Below are 17,722 nucleotides of genomic sequence, written 5' to 3'. Positions count from 1 at the left end.
CGGAACGCGGATCTCCAGAGCCGAGCGAAGGATACGGGGCGGAACCGCGTCAGGCCAGGCAGCGCCTGGCTGGCGCGGTGTCACTCCCGCCACAGCCATGATCAAACATCACGACTCCGGTGGACCGCCCGCATCTCGATCGATGCGGCACCGTACACCACCTGGACGCCGCGCCGTCATCGGATGGTCGGAAAGGGCCACGCAAGCCTGGGGGCCGACCGGCCGGATCTAGAGATACAGACCCGTCAGGCCGTCGTCCAACCGCTCCGCCGCGACGGCGTGCACGTCCCGCTCCCGCAGCAGAACGTAGGTGGTCGAGTGCAGCTCCACCTCGGCCCGGTCCTCGGGGTCGAACAACACCCGATCGCCAACCTGGATGGTCCGCACGGCCGTCCCCACCGCGACGACGTCCGCCCAGGACAGGCGCTTCCCCATATGCGCGGTCGGGGGGATGACGATGCCCGCCTTCGACCGCCGGTCCACGGAATCCTCACGCGGCTCGACCAGCACGCGGTCGTGCAGGAGCCTGATTGGCAGCGCGCCGGACTGCATGACACCCGATTGCGTGCCCACCCCAGCCGCGCCGACCCCGTTGACACCGCCGGACACAACGTTCACAGGGTCGGACACTACCCGCCTTCCAATCACCGGTGACACCCCAGGCGGCATTTCACGACCGCCCGATCGACCGACCACGTCCGCCGGCCGAGACTTTCCACGCCTCCCGGCCGGCATCCACGCACCCCACACCTCCTCACCGGAGGGGCCAGCCCGGCCGTCCTGATTCCCCGCCAACGTTCCGCCCGGGAATGCCCTCGGGTGACGGGACGCGACGAAGAACGCGATACCCCCACTTCGCCTTATCGGAGCAGAGCCAGCCGAACCTCCCCGGATGGGGAATGGTCYCCCAACGCGGTATAAGCTGCCGCCCATCGCCGCCCGGGCTGGCGCTGACGGGGGCGAGCCGGTCACCCCTCGATCGTCCGTTGGCGCCCAGGTAACCGTCGGCACGTAACGAACCTCAGGGATGGGGCACGATCATGGCACTGCGTATCAGCGTCGACCTCGATGGGCTACGGTGGGCCGATCTGTTCCGCTTCGTCGATCTCGCCCGCAGCGGCGGCATCAGCGCGGAGGACCAGGTTGACGTCATCACCTACGGCAGTGACCCGATGTCGGTCAGCCTGTCGGYCCGCATCTACCCGGCATCCGAGGGGTTCCTCTCCACGGAGCAGCCGGACACCTCCGGCGACAGCATGCGCGGCGCCCCGCTCTCGATCAGCCCCGGGGCCGGCAGTCCCAACGGCTCGGGGTTCGCCTACGACGGTCCCACCGACCGCGCGGCCTCGGCCAACGGTGCCCACTACCCGGCGTTCGACAACGCCGCGGACCGTGCGGTCCCGCAGAGCAGCAACGGCCTGCCGTCCTCCTACGGACCCGGGTACGACGGACCCGCCGAGCGGGGCGCTCAGGCGGCGGGGGGTGGGCACTATCCCGCGTTCGACGGCCAGCCCGACCGCATGCCGCCGGGTGCCGGCGGGCAGTTCGCGGGTTTCGAGCCGTTCGACCGGTCCGCGCCGGGCAAGGAGCCCGGAGGTGCCCCCGGGCAGGTCGAAAGTCCCTACATCGAGGAGTTCGCCAGGCTTCAGGAGGGTCTGATGCGGCAGGTCCGCCGCACGGACGAGGTCCGGCCGGACCGGTCCTGATCTGCGATCAGCGCCTCCCCGCGGCCACGCCGTCCGGACTCCGGCTCGGCATGACCATGCGGCCCGTCCCGGCGAACCCACTTCCCGCCCTCACCGCACGTAAGGGAGAGGGAACCATCAGCGGCGTCTGGCACCGCGAGTCAGAAACGGAACGTGAGTCAGCGGTGACGGTGAACCCGAACGGGCTACACCCTTCGTGCCCGCTGGCCCGCTATGGTGCATGCTGCCGGTGATGGAGGATCCGCGCCTTGCTGACGTCGAGCAGTATCACGGGCGACTGCGCTCGGAGCTCGACGTCATCGCCCGTGGGCCGGTCCTGGTCGGCCCGAAGATCGTCGAGCATATTCACTCGCTGATCACCCTCATCGACCTTCATCAGCCGAATGAGTTCGACCTCTGCCTGAGCTGCGACCGTCTCTGGCCCTGCGCGTCGATCATCGCGATCACCGGCATGTCGCCGGGCGCCGCACCGGACAGCCGGGCGGTTGACGAGGCCAGGATGTTCCCTCCGGCTCGCCCCGCGGCCAGACCGCCCGCACCGCAGTCACCCCCGCCACCACAGTCACCCCCGCCACCACAGTCACCCCCGCCACCACAGTCACCCCCGCCACCACAGTCACCCCCGCCACCACAGTCACCGGTCAGGCCGCCTGTCCCGGTTCCTGGACAGTTCCCCGAGCCGATGCCCGGGGCGGCTGCCCACCTGCCCATGGGGTCCCCGGCAGACTCCGACCACCCGCCGTCCGGCGGATACTCCGACCGTTCGGGCTACCCGCCCCCGGCTGCCCATCCCGCCCAGCGGGGTGCTCCGCGGCCAACCGGTGCCCGGCCACGACTGCCCGGCGGGCGGCAACATGCTCCCAACGGATACTCCTCGGACCGGTATCCGACGGGCGGGTACCCCACGGACCGGGACCGGTCCGCCGCGGACGGCTACCCGCCGGCCGTAAACCCGTCGGTGGCCCGGGACGATGTCGTCGTGCCGTCATCCCGGCCCGCTCCCTCGATCTCCGGTCCGGTCGAGATGGCCACGGCCAGGGTCGAGACGCCGCGCTCGATGACCGGCACCGGAACCGGGCCAGGCGGCCCGTCGGACCCCGGTCCCGCGCTGCCGGGGCCCGGACGCCACCAGGGCCGGCCATCACCCCAGCCGGGGCCGACGCCGCCGGAATCCACCCGGTCGGGATCCATGCAGCCGGGATCCACACACCGCGGACAGCCCGACCGCGGACGGCCGGGCCCGGCCGAGTCCCCGGGACGCCCCGCGGGGAACGGGGCGAGAGCCTGGGCAGACCGTCCCCGAGCACCGCAGCGGCGCGCGGAACCGGGTGGGCAGCCGACGAGGGACCAGCCCGGCCCACGGCCCATCGGCCGTCCCGACCACCCCGGGCCGGCCTTCGATCGGAACCCGACCCCGCCCGACGGGCGCGCCCCGGACGGAACCGGTGGTGTACCGCATGGCTACGGTAGCCGGTACGCGCAACCTGGGATCGACCCGCCGAACTCGTCACACCCCGGTCGGGCTGCCATGCCGCGAACAGCCGCGCGAGCGGATGCGGATGCGGACATGGTGCCGTCCCCCCGCAGCGATCTGTCGGCGGCGGCGGCCCGCATCGACCAGACCGCGGTCGACGAGGTCACGCGGGCCTGGATGGCTCGCCGCGAGTCGGTGCTGGACGGCATCGACGTCATCTGACGCCATCCCCGACGTGGTCACCCGCCCGGCCGTCCCAGCGGGGCAGGCCGACCCGCCCCGCTGGGACGGCCTGCCACCCCGGCCCGGCACCCCGGCGGGGGAAGCGCCGATGCCGTCCTCGGCGCGTCGCGTCGCCCGGACGTCCCGGTCGCGGTATCCAGATGCGTCGCGTGGCCGTTGCCCGGCTCGACGACCACAGAGGGTCAGGTTTGGGGGGGCGGTCATGGTGGCAGTAACGCGACGCGGCAGACCCCCGCACCGGAACGACGACCGTGACTGACAACCCCCCGGAAGGTGAGGCGTGGCCGAAGCTCTCAGCGCACGCTTCGACCTGCCCGCCGATCCCCGCGCCGCCAGCCGAGCCCGCCGGCTGGTCACCGAGCTGCTCGCCGCTTGGGGCCGCCCGGAGACCGTCGAGGTCGCGCAGCTACTCGTCAGTGAGGTCGTGACGAACGCGGTGCGCTTCGTCGGCGCCCGCGCCGCCCTGTGCCTCACACTGTCCCTGCGCGACGACCGGATCCGCATCGCGGTCGACGACGGAAGCTCGCTGTGGCCGGTGCTGAAGCCCGCCCACGACGACGACGAGTCGGGCCGGGGCCTGCATCTGGTCGCCGCGCTGGCAATGCAGTGGGGTGTCGTCGAGGTACCGGACACCCGGGGGTCAGGCAAGCAGGTCTGGTTCGACCTGCCACGCCAACAGGATCCGATCGAGGCGGTCTGCGGCTCCTGACCAGGGCCGCCGACCGATTCCTCCCGAAGCGTCGTCGCGCGACTTCCGGTGGCCAGGTTGGCAATGAGACTGCTTCAGCTGCTGTTCAGCCAAGCCGCATACCGTCAAGCCGCGTACCGTGACGTACGTCTCCTCTGCATCACGACCGTGATCGCGCCTGTCGATCCTACGGGGGTAGTCATCGAGACTCCGGTCCTGCTCGGCGCTGTCAGCGCCGAGAGCGCCGCCGCGCCCGCGCCCCCGCTTCCACCGCCGGTGGTGCTGACCCGGCAGCTACTACGACGCCCCGGTGCCCACCCGGACGACAACTCCGACGACGTGGCTGCAACGACACCGAGCTCTACAACGAAACCGAGCTCTACAACGACACCGAGGGGCGAGCTCGTCGCATCCCCGGCCGGTGACGTCCACGTCTTCGCCGAACCGCTCGCGCTCCGTCTCGGACCGGTTCGATCGTCCCGGTCCCGGCGGCGCAACGTCCTGCTCGCCGGCGTGCTCGCCGTGCCCCTCACCATCCTGGCCGTGCGCTTCCGCGGCGACATGGCCTCACGGCTGGCCGGCGTTCCCACGCCCCGCTGGCACTGGCTCGTCATCTGCGCGCTCTCCTCGGTCCTGTTCTACTTCGCCAACGGCCTGTCCACGCGGGCGGCCAGCGGCCTGCGGATCGAGCTACGCACCGTGACCGGCCTGCAGGTCGCGGCAGCGGYGGCGAACCGGATCGTGCCCGCGGGTCTCGGGGCCATCGCGATCCATCTGCGTTTCCTGGAACGGCGCGGGATGACGCGTCCCGCGGCCCTGGCGGCCATCACGTCGATCAAGGTGGCCGGCGGGGTGGCGCACCTCGGGGGCATCGTCCTGGTCGCCGGCACCCTCAGCGACTCGGGCATCGGGGCTGCCGTGGCCAACCCGCTGCGGTCCACTGTCCAGGGGCTCGGGCCGGGGCCGTTCGTGCTCGGCTGTGGGGCGGTCTGCGCGCTCGTGACGGGCACCGTGGCCCATCCACGGATCCGGTCGAAGGCCCGGCCGGCGGTGCGGGCCTTCGACACCCATCTGAAGATCCTCGCCCGTTCCCCGTGCCGGGCTCTGCTGCTGCTGCTGTCCCAAACAGGGACACGCTTCTTCCAGATCCTCGCGCTCGCCTGCACGGTCTGGGCATTCGGCACCAGCATGACGTTGCTGTCCGTTGCCGCGGTCTACCTCATCGGCTCGATGGTAGCCGGCGCGGCGCCGACAGCCGGCGGCATCGGCGCGATCGAACCGGCACTGGCCTTCGGGCTCGCGGCCGCGGGCGGTACGGCGGCGTCCATGTTCACCGCGGTCCTCGTCTACCGCCTGATCAGCTTCTGGCTGCCGGTGCTGCCGGGGATCCTCATGCTGGCCTGGCTGCGCCGCACCGGCGACCTGTAGGCGGGGGCAGGGAGTCGGCGCGACCGGCCCGGGAGCGGCCCAGGCGGGCGGGCGGGCCGCTCACCCGCGCCGGGACGACCGGCGACGACGGCGATGACGGATCCCACCCACCAGGAGCAGCACACCTCCACCCACGAGAACGACCCGCTCCCAGCGCACCACCCGGACCACGGTGGCGCCGCCAGAGGGGCCGGGCACCGCCCTGCCGTCCAGCGCACCCCCGGTCAGCGTGCCCGCATCCCCCCGCCGGTCCACGCCATCGGCTCCGACGCCGGCTTCCAGTTCGGGAAGCGCCGGCCCCGGGCCGATCCCGAGGGCCGGACCGTACCTGTGGCGCAGTTCGGCGGTCTTCACCCGCAGCTGCATCTGGGCCCGCTCGGCGACGCGGCGCGGGCTGACGATCTCCGTGATGGAATCGATCGTCTCCGCCAGTTCGGCGCGGGTCTCTTCGATCTGTTGCTGGATCACGGCCGGGTCCTGCGGCACCGATGTCGCCCTCTCGTCCGTTGCGAATGGCGGACGCGCTCCCGCGGCTGGCGTCGATCGGCGTCGATGGACGCCACKGACATCTCCGTCGGGTGCGACCGGCCTGCAACGATCGTGCCAGACACATCACCGCCCGGCGAGACCAAACCGCCAGTGGCGCGACACGTCACGCGGGCGCCCTGACGCGCGGCGTCTCGCCCCGTCCGGTCCCGGTCTCCGTACCGCGCAGCTGGCGCCGCAGACACCGCGCAGCTGGCGCCACAGGCGGAAGCAACCGCACACCGGAATCCGTCCGGCGGGACATTACGCTGAACGCTGTGCGCGACGGCCAGCGGTGCTCTGGCCCGGGTGGGAGTCGCCCCGGGCGACTCCCACCGTCAGCACCTGCCGCAGTCAGGCGGACACGTTTTCCGTGGCCCCGATCCGTCCTGCCCGGCCCTGCCCTGGAGCGTCATGTCCCCAGTCCACCATCCTCGTCACGACACGGGTTCCCGTCACGACGCCGGTTCCCCGCCTGGACAGTTCCCCCCGTCGCGCTCCCGGCGGCGCCGTCCGGCGCTGGCCGGAACCATTGCCACGGTCCTGGTCGCTTCCTCGATGGCGCTGCTCACCGCCTGCGCCGGCTCGGGAACCGACACCGGAGTGAAGATCGTCGATGTGGGCAAYGGCGGCGACGGCAGCCTGCACGGCACCGTCCCGGCCAGGCGGCTGGCCAAGCCGGCCCTCAACCTCACCGACGCCGACGGCCGTCCCTTCGACCTGCGCACACGCACGCAGGGGAAGATCACTATGCTGTTCTTCGGCTACACCCACTGTCCGGACGTCTGCCCGACCACGATGGCGGACCTCGCGTCGGCACTCGGCGAGGTGAAACCGGACGTGCGTGACCAGGTGACGGTCGTCTTCGTGACGACCGACCCTGATCGGGATACGGGGGCGGTCCTCAGCCGTTGGCTTAAACAGTTCAACGCAACCTTCATCGGCGTCCGCGGCCCGTTCGACCGGATCCGTACCGAGGCCGAGGCCTTGGGCGTTCCCCTGGAGAAACCGGAGGTCCAGGCCGACGGCTCCGTTCTGGTCACCCATGGCGCCCAGGTCATCGTCTTCTCTCGGGATGACAGGATCCGCGCGCTGTACCTGGCGGGGACCAGCGTCCAGGAATACATCGACGACCTGCCCAAACTGACCGCCGAGCGGTCCGGATCAGAAGAAGCACGGTCTTGAATCCGATCACCTACAGCCTTGTCACCCCCATGCAGCCGGCCAGTCGCGCCGTCTCCACAGTGTTGCGCCTCGGCCTCGGCGTGGTCTGGCTGGTCGCCGGGCTGTTGAAGGTCAACGACCCGGACGGGATGGTGCGCTCCGTGCGGGTGTTCCGCATCCTGCCCGATGCCCTCGTGCAGCCGATCGCGTACGGCGTCCCGTTCCTGGAGATCGCCTTGGGGATGCTGCTCGTCGTGGGGCTCGCCGTGCGGCTGTCCGCCGTCGTGTCCGCGGTGATGTTCGCCGTCTACATCGCAGCGATCGCGTCGGCCGCCACCCGGGGGCTGCGGATCGACTGCGGCTGCTTCTCCTCTGGGGGTGATCTCACTGCCGACGCCCCGACGCACTACACCTCCGAGCTGATCCGCGACAGCCTGCTGCTCGCCGCCGCCGGGCTGCTGGCCTGGCGGCCGAGCGGCTACCTGGCGGTGGACCGTCTCCTCGACCAACCAGTGAACGATCTTTCCGGGAGTACCGCTGATGGCTGCGAAGTCGAAGAAGGCACCGTTGACAACCGGCGGTAGGGCCCCTGGCGGCGGCGCAAGGCCCGACGCGACCCCCCCGGCAAGTGGAGGCAAGACGGTCAGCGGACAGGAGCGACGGGCCAAGGCCGCGGCGGCGCGGGCCGCGGCGGCAGCGCGGGAACGGCGACGGCGGCGCGGCATCATCACCGGCGTGGTGCTGGCCGTTCTCGTCCTGGTCGGCGTGATTGGCTTCGCCGTCCAGAACTCCCGCGAGGAGTCGAAGCCGGTGGTCCTGCCAGCGAGCGCCACCGGCACCGATCACGGCATCGTCGTCGGCAAGGCGTCCGCGCCGGTCACCGTCGACCTGTACGAGGATTTCCAGTGCCCCATCTGCGGGACGCTGGAGAAGACAACCGGGCCGACCATCGGCAAGCTCCTTGACGACGGCAAAATCAAGATCGATTACCACATGATGTCGTTCATCGGGCCGGAGTCGAAGCGGGCAGCGAACGCGGCGGCGGCAGCCGCCAACGAGGGCAGGTTCCGGCAGTTGCACGATGTGCTGTACGCGAACCAGCCCGAGGAGCGCACCGGCGGCTTCACCAACGACACGCTCATCACGCTCKGAGCGAAAGCGGGGCTGACCTCGCAGGCGTACCGGAAAGCGGTCAACGAGGGGACCTACGACGGGTACGTCGCCAAGGTTGACGAGGACGCATCGAAGGCCGGCGTCACCGGCACGCCGACCGTCTTCGTCAACGGCAAGCGGCTGTCCGGGGAGCAGCTCACCCCGGAGGGCTTCCGCGCGGCGGTCGACGCGGCAGCCTGACCGGGCTCCTGAGCAGGGCAGCCTGAGCAGATGGGGGACCTGGGCACGGTCCACGGTGCACAGACCGTGCCCAGGTCCCCCGAACCTCGCCACGTTGGGGATCTGTCCGCCGGGGGTTTGCCGTCCCGCGCGGGCCACGGCTACTTTTCGGGCCATGACTGAGACCGCCAACGCCGCCCGTCTGGTCCCCGGCGACATCGCACCCGACTTCACCCTGCCCGACTCCGAGGGGAACGAGGTGTCCCTGGCGTCCTACCGGGGACGGCGGGTCGTCGTCTACTTCTATCCGGCCGCGTCGACCCCGGGGTGCACGAAGCAGGCCTGCGACTTCCGGGACAGCCTCGCCCAGCTCGACAACGCCGGCATCGACGTGCTCGGGATCTCTCCCGACAAGCCCGCCAAGCTGGTGAAGTTCCGCGACACGGAAGCCCTGACGTTCCCGCTGCTTTCCGACCCGGAGCGGAAGGTGCTCGCCGCGTACGGCGCCTTCGGCGAGAAGACAATGTACGGGAAGAAGACCATCGGCGTGATCCGCTCGACGTTCGTGATCGGCACGGACGGCACGATCGAGGTGGCGCAGTACAACGTCCGCGCGACCGGTCATGTCGCCAAGCTGCTGCGCGACCTGGGCCTCGCAGCCGCCTGACCGGGACCGTCCCTGAGGCGCCTGGCCGACCCATCCCGCAGGCTTCGTCGGCCGCTTCGTTGACGGCTTCGTCAGCTCGCCGGCCGCAGATCCCAGCCCAGCAGCACGTTCTCCGGACGGTGCGGATCGACCAGCACGGGGATACGACGCGGGCGGCCCGACGAAGCCGTCGCCGCCTCGCTCAGGTCGACGTCCGGGTCGGGAAGGACCGTGCTGCGCACCACCGGATACACGTTGCCCCACGCGCCGGGGCGTTCGATGAGCAGATGAACCTCGGCGACCGGCCTGCCGTTCACCCGCAGGCCCGTGTCACGGACCGCGCAGACGGCCGCGGTCGTCGCCCGACCGGTGTCGATGAGCTTCAACGCCCGGTTCCGTTCGAGGAGGGCACGCTGGGCGGCGTGGCGGGGGCCGGGGCCGACCAGCCGTTGGGCCTCGTTCCCGGTCTCGTTCCCGGCCCTGACGTTGGCCTCGGCCCTGATCTTGGCCCTGATCTTGGCCGGCGGGCTCTCGACCTGTGCCGGTGCCTCGCCGGTGGGCGGAACATCGGCGGGGGCGGAGCGCGGGACCTCGGTGAGGGTCATATGAATCGTCTCCCAGTCGTCCTGGCCAAACCGGCGCGAAACAACCCTGCCGCCGGTCGGATAGCCGTGCGAGTCAGGCTGACGACAACGGCCCTCTCACGGTTGTCGTCCCGACGACCGCGGGACGAGCCTCGGCGACCGGCGGCGTGAGCCCTCTGGACTGTCGATATCTGTCCGCCCTGGCGTCCACCAAACCCGGCCGATACCGGTAAACCTCGTGAATGGCTCACTACGAAGGTTCGTGGCCGGACTGGGGCAGCCTCCATGGCTACCCGCGGCTGCCCACGGTCGTCCACGGTTGTCCACGGTTGTCCGCGGTTGTCCGCGGTTGTCCGCGGTTGTCCGCGGTTGTCCGCGGTCCTGGTGAGGATGCGGGGCATAACCCGGCGGGAGGCGGAGCGCCCCCCAGGTGAGGCGATCGCTACTCTGGAGGTGACGCGGGAGTGGCGGAATGGCAGACGCAGCAGACTTAGGATCTGCCGCCTTCGGGCGTGGGGGTTCAAGTCCCCCCTCCCGCACCCGGGTATTCATTGCGCGAACCGGTCCCTTCGGGGCTGTTGTGGCTGGTGGGTGGGCTGCGACGGCGGTCAGGGTGGGTGGCTGGTCGTCGTCGGGGTCGGGTTGTGGGATGCGGAAGACGGGTATGAGCCGGTCGGGTCCGCTGATCTTGACTTCGGCGATGAGTGCTTCGATGAGTGCTTTGCGTTGCTGGTTGGTGCCGGTCTTGATGACGATCGTGATGTTCGCGGCGATGGTGTCGAGGGCGGCGGGGGCGGGTGTGACGGGTTCGCGGGCGATCTGATCGGTCAGTTCGCTGTGGCGGTTGCGGAGCTGTTTCTGTTGGGTGCGGAGTTTCGCGAGGCGTTCCCCGATGGTTTCTTCGTCGATGGTGCCATGTTCGAATGCGGTGAGGTAGCGGTCGATCGCCCGGTTGGTCTGGGTGAGTTCGGTGTCGACGGTGGTGAGTTCGGTGCGTAGGTCACCGCGGGCGTTGCGGTGGGCCTGCTGGGCCCTTTTGACGGCGTCGGCGATGAGGGTGTGCTGCTCGCGGTAGAAGTCGGCGAGGGCTTCGAGGACGGCGTGGTCGATGGCGTCGGCGTCCAGTCGGGGGGCGTCGCAGCGGTCGGAGCCGTAGCGGTTGCGGGTGAAGCAGGTGTAGTAGCGGTATTTGCGGCCATGGCGGCCGGTGGCGCGGGTCCCGAGCATGGTTTTGCCGCAGCGGGGGCAGCGCATCCGGCCGGTGAGGTGGTAGTCGGAGGCGTTGGAGGYCCGGCGGGAGTGGGCTTCGCTGCGGGCGGTGAGCAGCCGCTGGGCGTCGTCGAAGATGGCCCGGTCGATGATCGGCTGGTGGGTGTCGACGACGACGATGTCCCGGAACGATGCTTCGCCGAGGTAGACGCGGTTGTCGAGGTAGCGCAGGACCTGGTGACCGGTCCACTGGTTACCGCTGCRGGTGCGGTGTCCGCGGTCGTTGAGGGTGGTCGCGATCGCGCGGGCGCCGAGCCGGCGGCGGGTGTAGAGCTCGAAGATCGCCCGGATGATCGCGGCTTCGGGTTCGTAGGGGATGAGGGTCCAGGTGGGCTTGTCGACGTGGTAGCCGTAGGGGGCTTGGGTGCTCATCCAGCGGCCTTCGCGGGCTTTACGTTCCATCCCGGCGACGACGCGGTCGATGATGGTGTCGCGTTCGAACTGGGCGAACATGGCCAGCATCTGCAGGAGCATGCGGCCCATCGGGGTGGAGGTGTCGAACGGCTCCGTGGCGGACCGGAACACGACGCCTGCCTCGTCGAGGTCTTCCAACAGTTGGACGGTGTCGCGCAGGTTGCGGGAGAGCCGGTCGACCCGGTAGACGAGCAGGACGTCGATGAGTCCGTTGCGGGCGGCGGCCAGTGCGCGGTGGAGATCTTTGCGGTCGGTGCTGGCGCCGGAGGCGTCGTCGGAGAACCGCAGCGTGATCTCCCAGCCGGGTTGGGAGTCGACGTAGGAGCGGAGCCGGTCTTCCTGGGCGTCGAGGGTGTAGCGCTGGTGGTCGTCGTCGGTGGAGCGGCGTAGGTAGATCCCGACGCGGACGGTGGCGGGCAGGGTGCTGGCGAAGGCGTCGCGGGTGCGGGGGCTGGTGACGCGGCGGGCGTTGGAACGGGGCATGGCCGGGCGGCTCCAGGGTTCAGACGGGGGTCAGACGTGTCGCCGGGGCGGGGTGTGGACGTCGTGCCGGTGGGGGCCGGTGGCGGGCTGGTCGGGGATGAGATCCCGCCCGAGGTGGGCGTCGAGGAACGCGCGGATCCGGTCGTGCTGGGCGTCGAGGGAACCCGGGCCGGCGGCGTCGGGCCGGTGCCGCTGGTAGACGGCGACCCGCAGCAAACCGGGTGGGCTGGCGGCGGGTCGGCGCCGCCAGGGCAGGCGTTGGCGGGTGATGGGCATGGCGTTACCCCCCCGGGGTATTAGGCGGCGTCGTCCTTGGCAGGTGGGGCGGGCCGCTGCTGCTGCCAGTAGGTGATGAGCGCGGCGAGCGCGCGGATGGCGGCACGTTCCTGGTCGTCGGTCATCGGTTCGGTCTCGATCCGTTCGATCTCCACGTGGCGGGTGTCCCGCAGCGGCACCACGCCGCTGTCGTCGTCGGAGTCGTGGGGGTGACCAGGGGTGGTGCCAGCCGTCATATCGCCTCCAGGCGTCGGGAAAACGAGGGGTGCGCAGGGCAGGGGTGAACAGCCGCTGCCGGCGGGGCACGGAGCGGTGTCCGGGGTGGTTCTGGAAAGAGTAACGCCATGCCGGGCCGGATGATGCCCAGGAAAGCAGGGAAAGAAACCCGATTCGGGATCGGATCGTGGACAGAGGAACACCGGAGCCGGGTGCGGATTCCCCTCGCCGGGAAAGCCGGGGGTCGGACCGGGAACGGGTCCGGGTCCGGACCCCGACTCACCCCGGGGTGTTCGTGGGGAATCCGACCGCGGCGGCGGGTCGACCGCTGCCGGCGGCGGCCCCGCAGGCGGCTCGGGCTGCGGCTGCGTGCCGCTGGCCTCCTGTGCTGCAGGTGATGCGGGCCGCAGGGCCCGCGGTGGGTGCGGGTCGGGTGGGCCGGTGCGGCCGGGATCGGGGTGGGCCGGGTCGGGCACGAGGCGGTCTCCTCCACGGGCCGAAAATTGCCGTCGTAGAGGAGACCGGTTTCTGGGCCTGTTTTTGCCATTCACCCTCCAACTTTATTGATAGATCTTTTTTATGGGTCGCGTGCACGGTCCCGCTGTGCATGCCCAGCGGGCCGCTGTGCATCGCCGATTTTCGCTGCTGATTAGTCAAGAATGGCGACCACCCACCGGAYCACCAGAGGTAAAGATCGACATGTGCCGCGACGTGCATTCACAGCGATTTCTAGTCTGCATGAACTAGTTCACCCGAACCATGATCGCTGGGCACAGCGATCATGCCCGCGAAGATCGCTGTCATGTCCCAACAGCAGGCACGGACCGACTCCCTCCGCAAGCTGCAGACCGCACGCCACGCCCTGCCGTCGGGTGCCTTCCAGAGGCCATCACCCACGAGGAACCGGTGTCCGGCGCCCGCCGGCCTGCCACATGCTGGCGACCTCGACCGGCATGCCGGTCGAGGCCCTTACCCCAAGACGACCCGCGCACCGCCCCGACCGTCCGGGGGAGCACCAACCGGATCAGCACCACCCTCCGTCGTCCGCACGCCGACCCCGGGGTCCGGGTCCGGACCCGGACCCCGGGGTCGGTCGACAGACTGGGCCGTATCCCGACCGGCTAGGCCGACCACAGACCCACCCGCAGCCGTCAACCGCGGCCCCGCCCGACCGGACCCGAAGCGACACGGAACGCCCGGCCCGGCCAGAACGGCGTCGCCGACGCGACAGCAAGACCCGAAGGATCGACACCACCGGCGGCGGAGCCGGCCGAGACGACCGGCGGAACCAGGAACCAGGAACCAGCGCCACCGCCGGGATTGGACGGAACCAGCTCGCCCAGCACGACCGGCGGGGACCGGCCAGAACGGGGGCACCCGCGGGACCGTGCGTCGTCGAAGAAGCCGGCCTCTCGGTGACGGACCGCGGCGCGGCTGGCGGCTCGGCCTACGTGGCCCATCCGCTGGTCACGGCCCCGCAGCCCTCTCGCTGTGCGGACGCTGGCATGCCCGCGCCGGCCAACCGCCGTACCACCAGCCGCCTGCCGTCTTCCCTGCTCAGCGGGGCACTACCAGCCGGTCTATCTGGCCATGACGCGTACGACCGCGGGTCCGCACGCGCAATTCTCACCCAACAAAGACGAAACCGCTACGCACAGCGATACCGGTGTCCGTTATCCTTCCGGGATATGGCACGTGTGACGCCCGCTCTGGACCGTCTCACCGAGACCRCCAGAGCCGATTACCTGCGCAACATCACCCATCCGGAGATGGTGGGGACCGGCCTGCCCCAAGGGATGACCATGGGTGAGATGCTCGCGTCCAAAACGATCGCCTCAGCAGGCGCGAACAGCTACCTGCAACTCAGCTCCCTCGTCACCATGGCCGTACCACGGCTGTACAACCTCAGGCGTGGGCAAGCCCCTTTCGAATCCGACGAGAAAATCCTGGAGCAGGCAATAGGCGACCCCGCCCTACACGGCGTCGGCAAAGAGATCACCGCGAACGTCGGCGCACTGGTCTGGGACGTCGACGACTATCTGACCGGCCTGCTCTCGCAGACCGTCACCCAGCTTCCCGACCCGCAGGTGAGCGCGCTCCTGCTGGAGCTGTGGCACATCCGTGAGGAGGAGTTCGACCCCGACGCGCCCGGCAGTGAAGTCGACCTCAACGCCGACGATGCCATGTCCGCTACTTTCGATCATCCCCAGCACTACCTGCTGGACCTGATCGTGGACACGATCATCGCTCGGCTCATGAAACGCCACGGCCCCGAACTTCTCCTGGCCTGGGCAGACGCCGTYGGCAAAGCCAGCCGATAGCACCCGCCAGCCTGAGATGATCTGTGATCGCAGCTGGGCGAAAAGACAAGTATCCATCCGTTTTAAGCGAAAGCCGCAAATCATGAGATCACCGGTGCCGGCCTGTCCGAGGGGCACTCTCGCTGACGTCATGCCGTCGTTGCTGGCAGGGCTGGGGGTTCCGGGCATGACAAACGTTCTGGGGCTACCCGGAGCGTCCAGGGTGTGTCTGCTCTTGGTAGATGGCTTGGGATGGCGGCTGCTGCAATCGTACGACACCGAGGCGCCATTTCTATCCGCGCTGGCTACGGACCGCGAACCAATCATCTCAGGATTCCCGACGACGACGGCAACGAGCATCGCCGCGCTCGGCACCGGCGTTCCCTCCGGCGAGCACGGAATCGTGGGCTACACCTTCGCCGTCGGCGTCGGCGCCGACGCCGACGCCGACGCCGACGAGCTGCTCAACGCGCTGCGATGGCAACGACACGGGCAAGGACCACCCATCGACCTGCGGGCGCGGATCGTTCCCGAGCAGGTGCAGCCACGTCGAACCGTCTTCGAGCGTGCCATCGACGCCGGTGTGGAGGTGCGTCTAGCTTGATCTTTAACCTTGGGCGTCGAACGAGCCGTCGTCTGTGATCACTCGGCTCGGAGGCCACTGTTCATGTAGGCAGCCTTCGGCTGATCATGTGTTCCGACCAAGGCGCACACGCTCGGCACGAAAGCTGTGAGGATGAGTCTGCTGCATGATGCTGCCCGGCAGGAGCCGTTCGCGGAACTGTCTCGTTTCCGGTACGAGTTCTACTCCTGCCTGACCCGGCGAGCCGATGCGTTGTTCGAGCTGGCTGACGCCGTCCTGTGCGCGGACGGCCCTGTGYGCTCGCTGGTGGAGCTGTCGCTGGTGGGCGAACACCGGCGCGGGCACGGTGGCCTCTACGATGCGGTGGCGGCCGGACGGGTGGACATCGCCCGGCTACAGCGGGCCGTGGCCGGGGTGTCGTTGCCACGGGCGGCCGACGGCCGGCTGGTCCTAGCCGCCGATGTCACCTGCTGGCTGCGGCCCGACGCGCACACGTCACCGCAGCGGATCCTGTGCCACACCTACGGACGTGGCAAGGACCAGCACATCCCCGTCCCCGGCTGGCCGTACTCGGTGATCTGCGCGCTGGAGACAGGCYGTAGCTCGTGGACCGCGCCGCTGGACGCCCTGCGGCTGGCACCCGGAGACGACGCCGCCGCGGTCACTGCCCGGCAGATACGCGAGCTGGTCGAGCGGCTGAGGGCAGCCGGGCAGTGGAAAGACCACGACCCGGACATGCTCATCGTGGTGGACGCCRGCTACGACGTGCCCCGCCTGGCCTTCCTGCTCCGCGATCTGCCGGTCCAGGTGCTGGGCCGGATGCGCTCCGACCGCGTCCTGCGCCGCGCGGCACAGCCCCGCACCCCCGGCACCTACGGCCGCCCGCCCCGCCACGGTGGCGAGTTCGTCTTCGGTGACCCCGACACCTGGACCACCCCCGACCAGGCGACCGTGACCGACACCCGTCTCTACGGCACGGCGAGTGCACGGGCCTGGGACCGKCTCCACCCGCGGCTGACCCACCGCTCGGCATGGGCCGCCGACCTGGGTGTGCTGCCGGTCATCGAGGGCACCGTGATCCTTCTGCAGGTCGAGCGCCTGCCCAGCGGGGCCAACCCCAAGCCTGTCTGGTTGTGGTGGTCAGGCACCGGCGCCACCGCCGCTCAGGTCGACCTGCTCTGGCAGGTCTTCCTGCGGCGTTTCGATATCGAGCACACCTTTCGACTGTTCAAGCAGACCCTCGGATGGACGGCACCGAAGGTCCGCACCCCCGAGGCGGCCGATCGCTGGACCTGGCTGATCCTCGCCGCCTACACACAGCTGCGTCTGGCCCGCCCGCTGGCCGCCGACCGACGCCGACCATGGGAGAGACCCAGCCCACCCGACCGTCTGACACCCGCACGCATCCGCCGCGATTTTCGGCACCTGCGCACGAAGACCACCTGCCCCGCGGCAGCACCGAAACCCTCCCGACCCGGCCCCGGCCGGCCACCCGGCCGCAAGAACACCCAGCCCACTCCACGCCATGACGTGCACATAGTCGGCAAAGCGGACCTCACCCAGCGGCGGACGAAGAAGTCCACGACCCCACGACCACGCCGCACAGGTTAAAGATCAAGCTAGTCGCACCGCATGCGCAGGACGGCAGCGGCTTCACCCGCGCCGTGCTGCGCGGTGGACGGTTCCGTGGAGTCCACGCTCTCGGCGACCTCGCCAGCCATGCCCTGGAAGCGCTGCACAGTCACGACCGGGTCTTCTGCTACGCCTRCCACGGTGATCTCGACACACTCGGCCACATTTACGGGCCAGGCAGCGAGCCCTGGCGGCAGCAGCTGGCCCTCATCGACCACCTGGCGGCCCGGATCACCACGGGGCTCCCAACGGACAGCATGCTCGTGATCACARCAGACCACGGCATGGTCTCCGTCACTGACGGCGACCAGATCGACCTCGACACCGAGCCGATGCTGCGAGACGGCGTACGGATGCTCGGTGGCGAGGCGCGCGTCCGACACGTCTACACCGAACGTGGCGCAACCGATGATGTCTGGTKCACCTGGCACGACGTTCTCGGCACGCGAGCCCTGGTGTCCCACCGAGATGAGGCCATCGATAGGGGATGGTTCGGTCCGCAGATCGCCGCCGACGTCCGCCCACGCATCGGCGATCTCGTCGTCGCCGCCCTGGACAACCTCGTCATGGTGCGATCGGAAGTCGAACCCACGTCGAGCCGATTCATCGRCCACCACGGCTCACTCACCTCTGACGAGCTACTCATCCCGCTCCTGCACGCCTCGAACACGAAGTAGCGCCTTGGCCCCCTGCGCCGCCCCCTTCGCGGACACGCAAGGAGRGGTCCTGGGCCGGGGGCCATACTGCGCGAGCGATTCG

Annotated in this window: 19 protein-coding genes, 1 tRNA gene and 1 pseudogene; 14 read left to right on the top strand and 7 right to left on the bottom strand. The window is 69.9% G+C overall.

The window, feature by feature from the left end; genetic code table 11:
* Positions 1–228: 228 nt before the first annotated feature.
* Positions 229–618 (bottom strand): co-chaperone GroES, encoded by a 390-nt coding sequence (locus Manayef4_RS06770; RefSeq protein ID WP_035908101.1) that lies wholly within the window; start codon positions 616–618, stop codon positions 229–231.
* Between the two features lie 422 nt (positions 619–1,040).
* Here Manayef4_RS06770 and Manayef4_RS06765 point away from each other — a divergent pair, with 422 nt between their 5' ends.
* The gene (locus Manayef4_RS06765) at positions 1,041–1,706 is read left to right on the top strand and encodes a hypothetical protein (RefSeq protein ID WP_070131018.1); all 666 of its coding nucleotides are present in this window, start codon (positions 1,041–1,043) and stop codon (positions 1,704–1,706) included.
* 933 nt (positions 1,707–2,639) lie between these two features.
* On the opposite strand, the gene Manayef4_RS06760 is transcribed toward Manayef4_RS06765, so the two are convergent.
* Complete coding sequence (locus Manayef4_RS06760; RefSeq protein ID WP_023841029.1) at positions 2,640–2,897, bottom strand: hypothetical protein; 258 nt, start codon at positions 2,895–2,897, stop codon at positions 2,640–2,642.
* Positions 2,898–3,273: 376 nt separating this feature from the next.
* On the opposite strand from Manayef4_RS06760, the gene Manayef4_RS26350 reads away from it, so the two are divergent.
* From Manayef4_RS26350 to Manayef4_RS06750, 3 genes are all read left to right on the top strand, one after another.
* The gene (locus Manayef4_RS26350; RefSeq protein WP_023841030.1) at positions 3,274–3,402 is read left to right on the top strand and encodes a hypothetical protein; all 129 of its coding nucleotides are present in this window, start codon (positions 3,274–3,276) and stop codon (positions 3,400–3,402) included.
* A gap of 301 nt (positions 3,403–3,703) precedes the next feature.
* Positions 3,704–4,132, top strand: a complete 429-nt coding sequence (locus tag Manayef4_RS06755) for an ATP-binding protein (protein ID WP_011435370.1) — start codon at positions 3,704–3,706, stop codon at positions 4,130–4,132.
* Positions 4,133–4,195: 63 nt separating this feature from the next.
* Complete coding sequence (locus tag Manayef4_RS06750; RefSeq protein WP_070131017.1) at positions 4,196–5,539, top strand: lysylphosphatidylglycerol synthase transmembrane domain-containing protein; 1,344 nt, start codon at positions 4,196–4,198, stop codon at positions 5,537–5,539.
* A 60-nt stretch (positions 5,540–5,599) separates the two neighbouring features.
* Here Manayef4_RS06750 and Manayef4_RS06745 read toward each other — a convergent pair whose 3' ends face one another.
* Entirely contained in the window at positions 5,600–6,025 is a 426-nt protein-coding gene (locus Manayef4_RS06745; protein WP_011435368.1) for a DUF3618 domain-containing protein, read from the bottom strand.
* A gap of 453 nt (positions 6,026–6,478) precedes the next feature.
* Between Manayef4_RS06745 and Manayef4_RS06740 the strand changes: the two genes are divergently transcribed.
* The 4 genes from Manayef4_RS06740 to bcp all read left to right on the top strand — a co-directional run bounded on the left by Manayef4_RS06740 (position 6,479) and on the right by bcp (position 9,227).
* A complete protein-coding gene (locus Manayef4_RS06740; RefSeq protein ID WP_011435367.1) occupies positions 6,479–7,249 on the top strand; it encodes an SCO family protein in 771 nt (256 codons plus the stop codon).
* Positions 7,246–7,812, top strand: coding sequence for a MauE/DoxX family redox-associated membrane protein (locus Manayef4_RS06735; protein ID WP_070131016.1), 567 nt, complete (start codon positions 7,246–7,248; stop codon positions 7,810–7,812). Before Manayef4_RS06740 ends, Manayef4_RS06735 begins: the two co-directional genes overlap by 4 nt.
* Entirely contained in the window at positions 7,769–8,581 is an 813-nt protein-coding gene (locus Manayef4_RS06730) for a thioredoxin domain-containing protein (protein WP_070131015.1), read from the top strand. Before Manayef4_RS06735 ends, Manayef4_RS06730 begins: the two co-directional genes overlap by 44 nt.
* Positions 8,582–8,735: 154 nt before the next feature.
* Positions 8,736–9,227, top strand: coding sequence for a thioredoxin-dependent thiol peroxidase (gene bcp, locus Manayef4_RS06725; RefSeq protein WP_023841032.1), 492 nt, complete (start codon positions 8,736–8,738; stop codon positions 9,225–9,227).
* Between the two features lie 71 nt (positions 9,228–9,298).
* Here the strand turns inward: bcp and Manayef4_RS06720 are convergent, their stop codons facing one another.
* Entirely contained in the window at positions 9,299–9,811 is a 513-nt protein-coding gene (locus tag Manayef4_RS06720; protein ID WP_011435363.1) for a hypothetical protein, read from the bottom strand.
* Between the two features lie 437 nt (positions 9,812–10,248).
* Here Manayef4_RS06720 and Manayef4_RS06715 point away from each other — a divergent pair.
* Both Manayef4_RS06715 and Manayef4_RS25740 read left to right on the top strand, forming a co-directional pair.
* Positions 10,249–10,329: transfer RNA gene (locus tag Manayef4_RS06715), tRNA-Leu, on the top strand.
* A 52-nt stretch (positions 10,330–10,381) separates the two neighbouring features.
* Entirely contained in the window at positions 10,382–10,789 is a 408-nt protein-coding gene (locus Manayef4_RS25740) for a hypothetical protein (protein ID WP_035941847.1), read from the top strand.
* Between the two features lie 144 nt (positions 10,790–10,933).
* On the opposite strand, the pseudogene Manayef4_RS25735 reads toward Manayef4_RS25740, so the two are convergent.
* The 3 genes and pseudogenes from Manayef4_RS25735 to Manayef4_RS06695 all read right to left on the bottom strand — a co-directional run.
* Positions 10,934–11,956, bottom strand: a pseudogene (locus Manayef4_RS25735) (recombinase family protein); the annotation flags it as partial.
* A gap of 30 nt (positions 11,957–11,986) precedes the next feature.
* Positions 11,987–12,232, bottom strand: coding sequence for a hypothetical protein (locus Manayef4_RS06700; protein ID WP_023841658.1), 246 nt, complete (start codon positions 12,230–12,232; stop codon positions 11,987–11,989).
* A gap of 20 nt (positions 12,233–12,252) precedes the next feature.
* Entirely contained in the window at positions 12,253–12,468 is a 216-nt protein-coding gene (locus Manayef4_RS06695; RefSeq protein ID WP_023841657.1) for a hypothetical protein, read from the bottom strand.
* A 1,677-nt stretch (positions 12,469–14,145) separates the two neighbouring features.
* Here Manayef4_RS06695 and Manayef4_RS06685 point away from each other — a divergent pair.
* From Manayef4_RS06685 to Manayef4_RS06670, 4 genes are all read left to right on the top strand, one after another.
* A complete protein-coding gene (locus Manayef4_RS06685) occupies positions 14,146–14,769 on the top strand; it encodes a hypothetical protein (protein ID WP_175443335.1) in 624 nt (207 codons plus the stop codon).
* Positions 14,770–14,935: 166 nt separating this feature from the next.
* Positions 14,936–15,352 (top strand): alkaline phosphatase family protein, encoded by a 417-nt coding sequence (locus Manayef4_RS06680; RefSeq protein ID WP_254665496.1) that lies wholly within the window; start codon positions 14,936–14,938, stop codon positions 15,350–15,352.
* A 132-nt stretch (positions 15,353–15,484) separates the two neighbouring features.
* Positions 15,485–16,942, top strand: a complete 1,458-nt coding sequence (locus tag Manayef4_RS06675) for an NF041680 family putative transposase (protein ID WP_070131012.1) — start codon at positions 15,485–15,487, stop codon at positions 16,940–16,942.
* A gap of 53 nt (positions 16,943–16,995) precedes the next feature.
* On the top strand, positions 16,996–17,640 hold the full coding sequence (locus tag Manayef4_RS06670; protein WP_070131011.1) for an alkaline phosphatase family protein: 645 nt from the start codon (positions 16,996–16,998) through the stop codon (positions 17,638–17,640).
* Positions 17,641–17,722 lie beyond the last annotated feature (82 nt).

This window comes from Frankia sp. CgMI4, from assembly GCF_001756285.1.
Lineage (GTDB): Bacteria > Actinomycetota > Actinomycetes > Frankiales > Frankiaceae > Frankia > Frankia casuarinae.
The sequence above is the reverse complement of the archived record's forward strand: the minus strand, read 5'-3'. Positions and strand labels throughout refer to the sequence as shown.

Bases quoted from the DNA above. Each gene is read 5' to 3' on its own strand.
- Manayef4_RS06760 (WP_023841029.1), bottom strand. From the start codon at position 2,897: ATGGATCCCGACCGGGTGGATTCCGGCGGCGTCGGCCCCGGCTGGGGT.
- Manayef4_RS26350 (WP_023841030.1), top strand. From the start codon at position 3,274: ATGGTGCCGTCCCCCCGCAGCGATCTGTCGGCGGCGGCGGCCCGCATC.
- bcp (WP_023841032.1), top strand. From the start codon at position 8,736: ATGACTGAGACCGCCAACGCCGCCCGTCTGGTCCCCGGCGACATCGCA.
- Manayef4_RS06720 (WP_011435363.1), bottom strand. From the start codon at position 9,811: ATGACCCTCACCGAGGTCCCGCGCTCCGCCCCCGCCGATGTTCCGCCC.
- Manayef4_RS06700 (WP_023841658.1), bottom strand. From the start codon at position 12,232: ATGCCCATCACCCGCCAACGCCTGCCCTGGCGGCGCCGACCCGCCGCC.
- Manayef4_RS06695 (WP_023841657.1), bottom strand. From the start codon at position 12,468: ATGACGGCTGGCACCACCCCTGGTCACCCCCACGACTCCGACGACGAC.
- Manayef4_RS06680 (WP_254665496.1), top strand. From the start codon at position 14,936: ATGACAAACGTTCTGGGGCTACCCGGAGCGTCCAGGGTGTGTCTGCTC.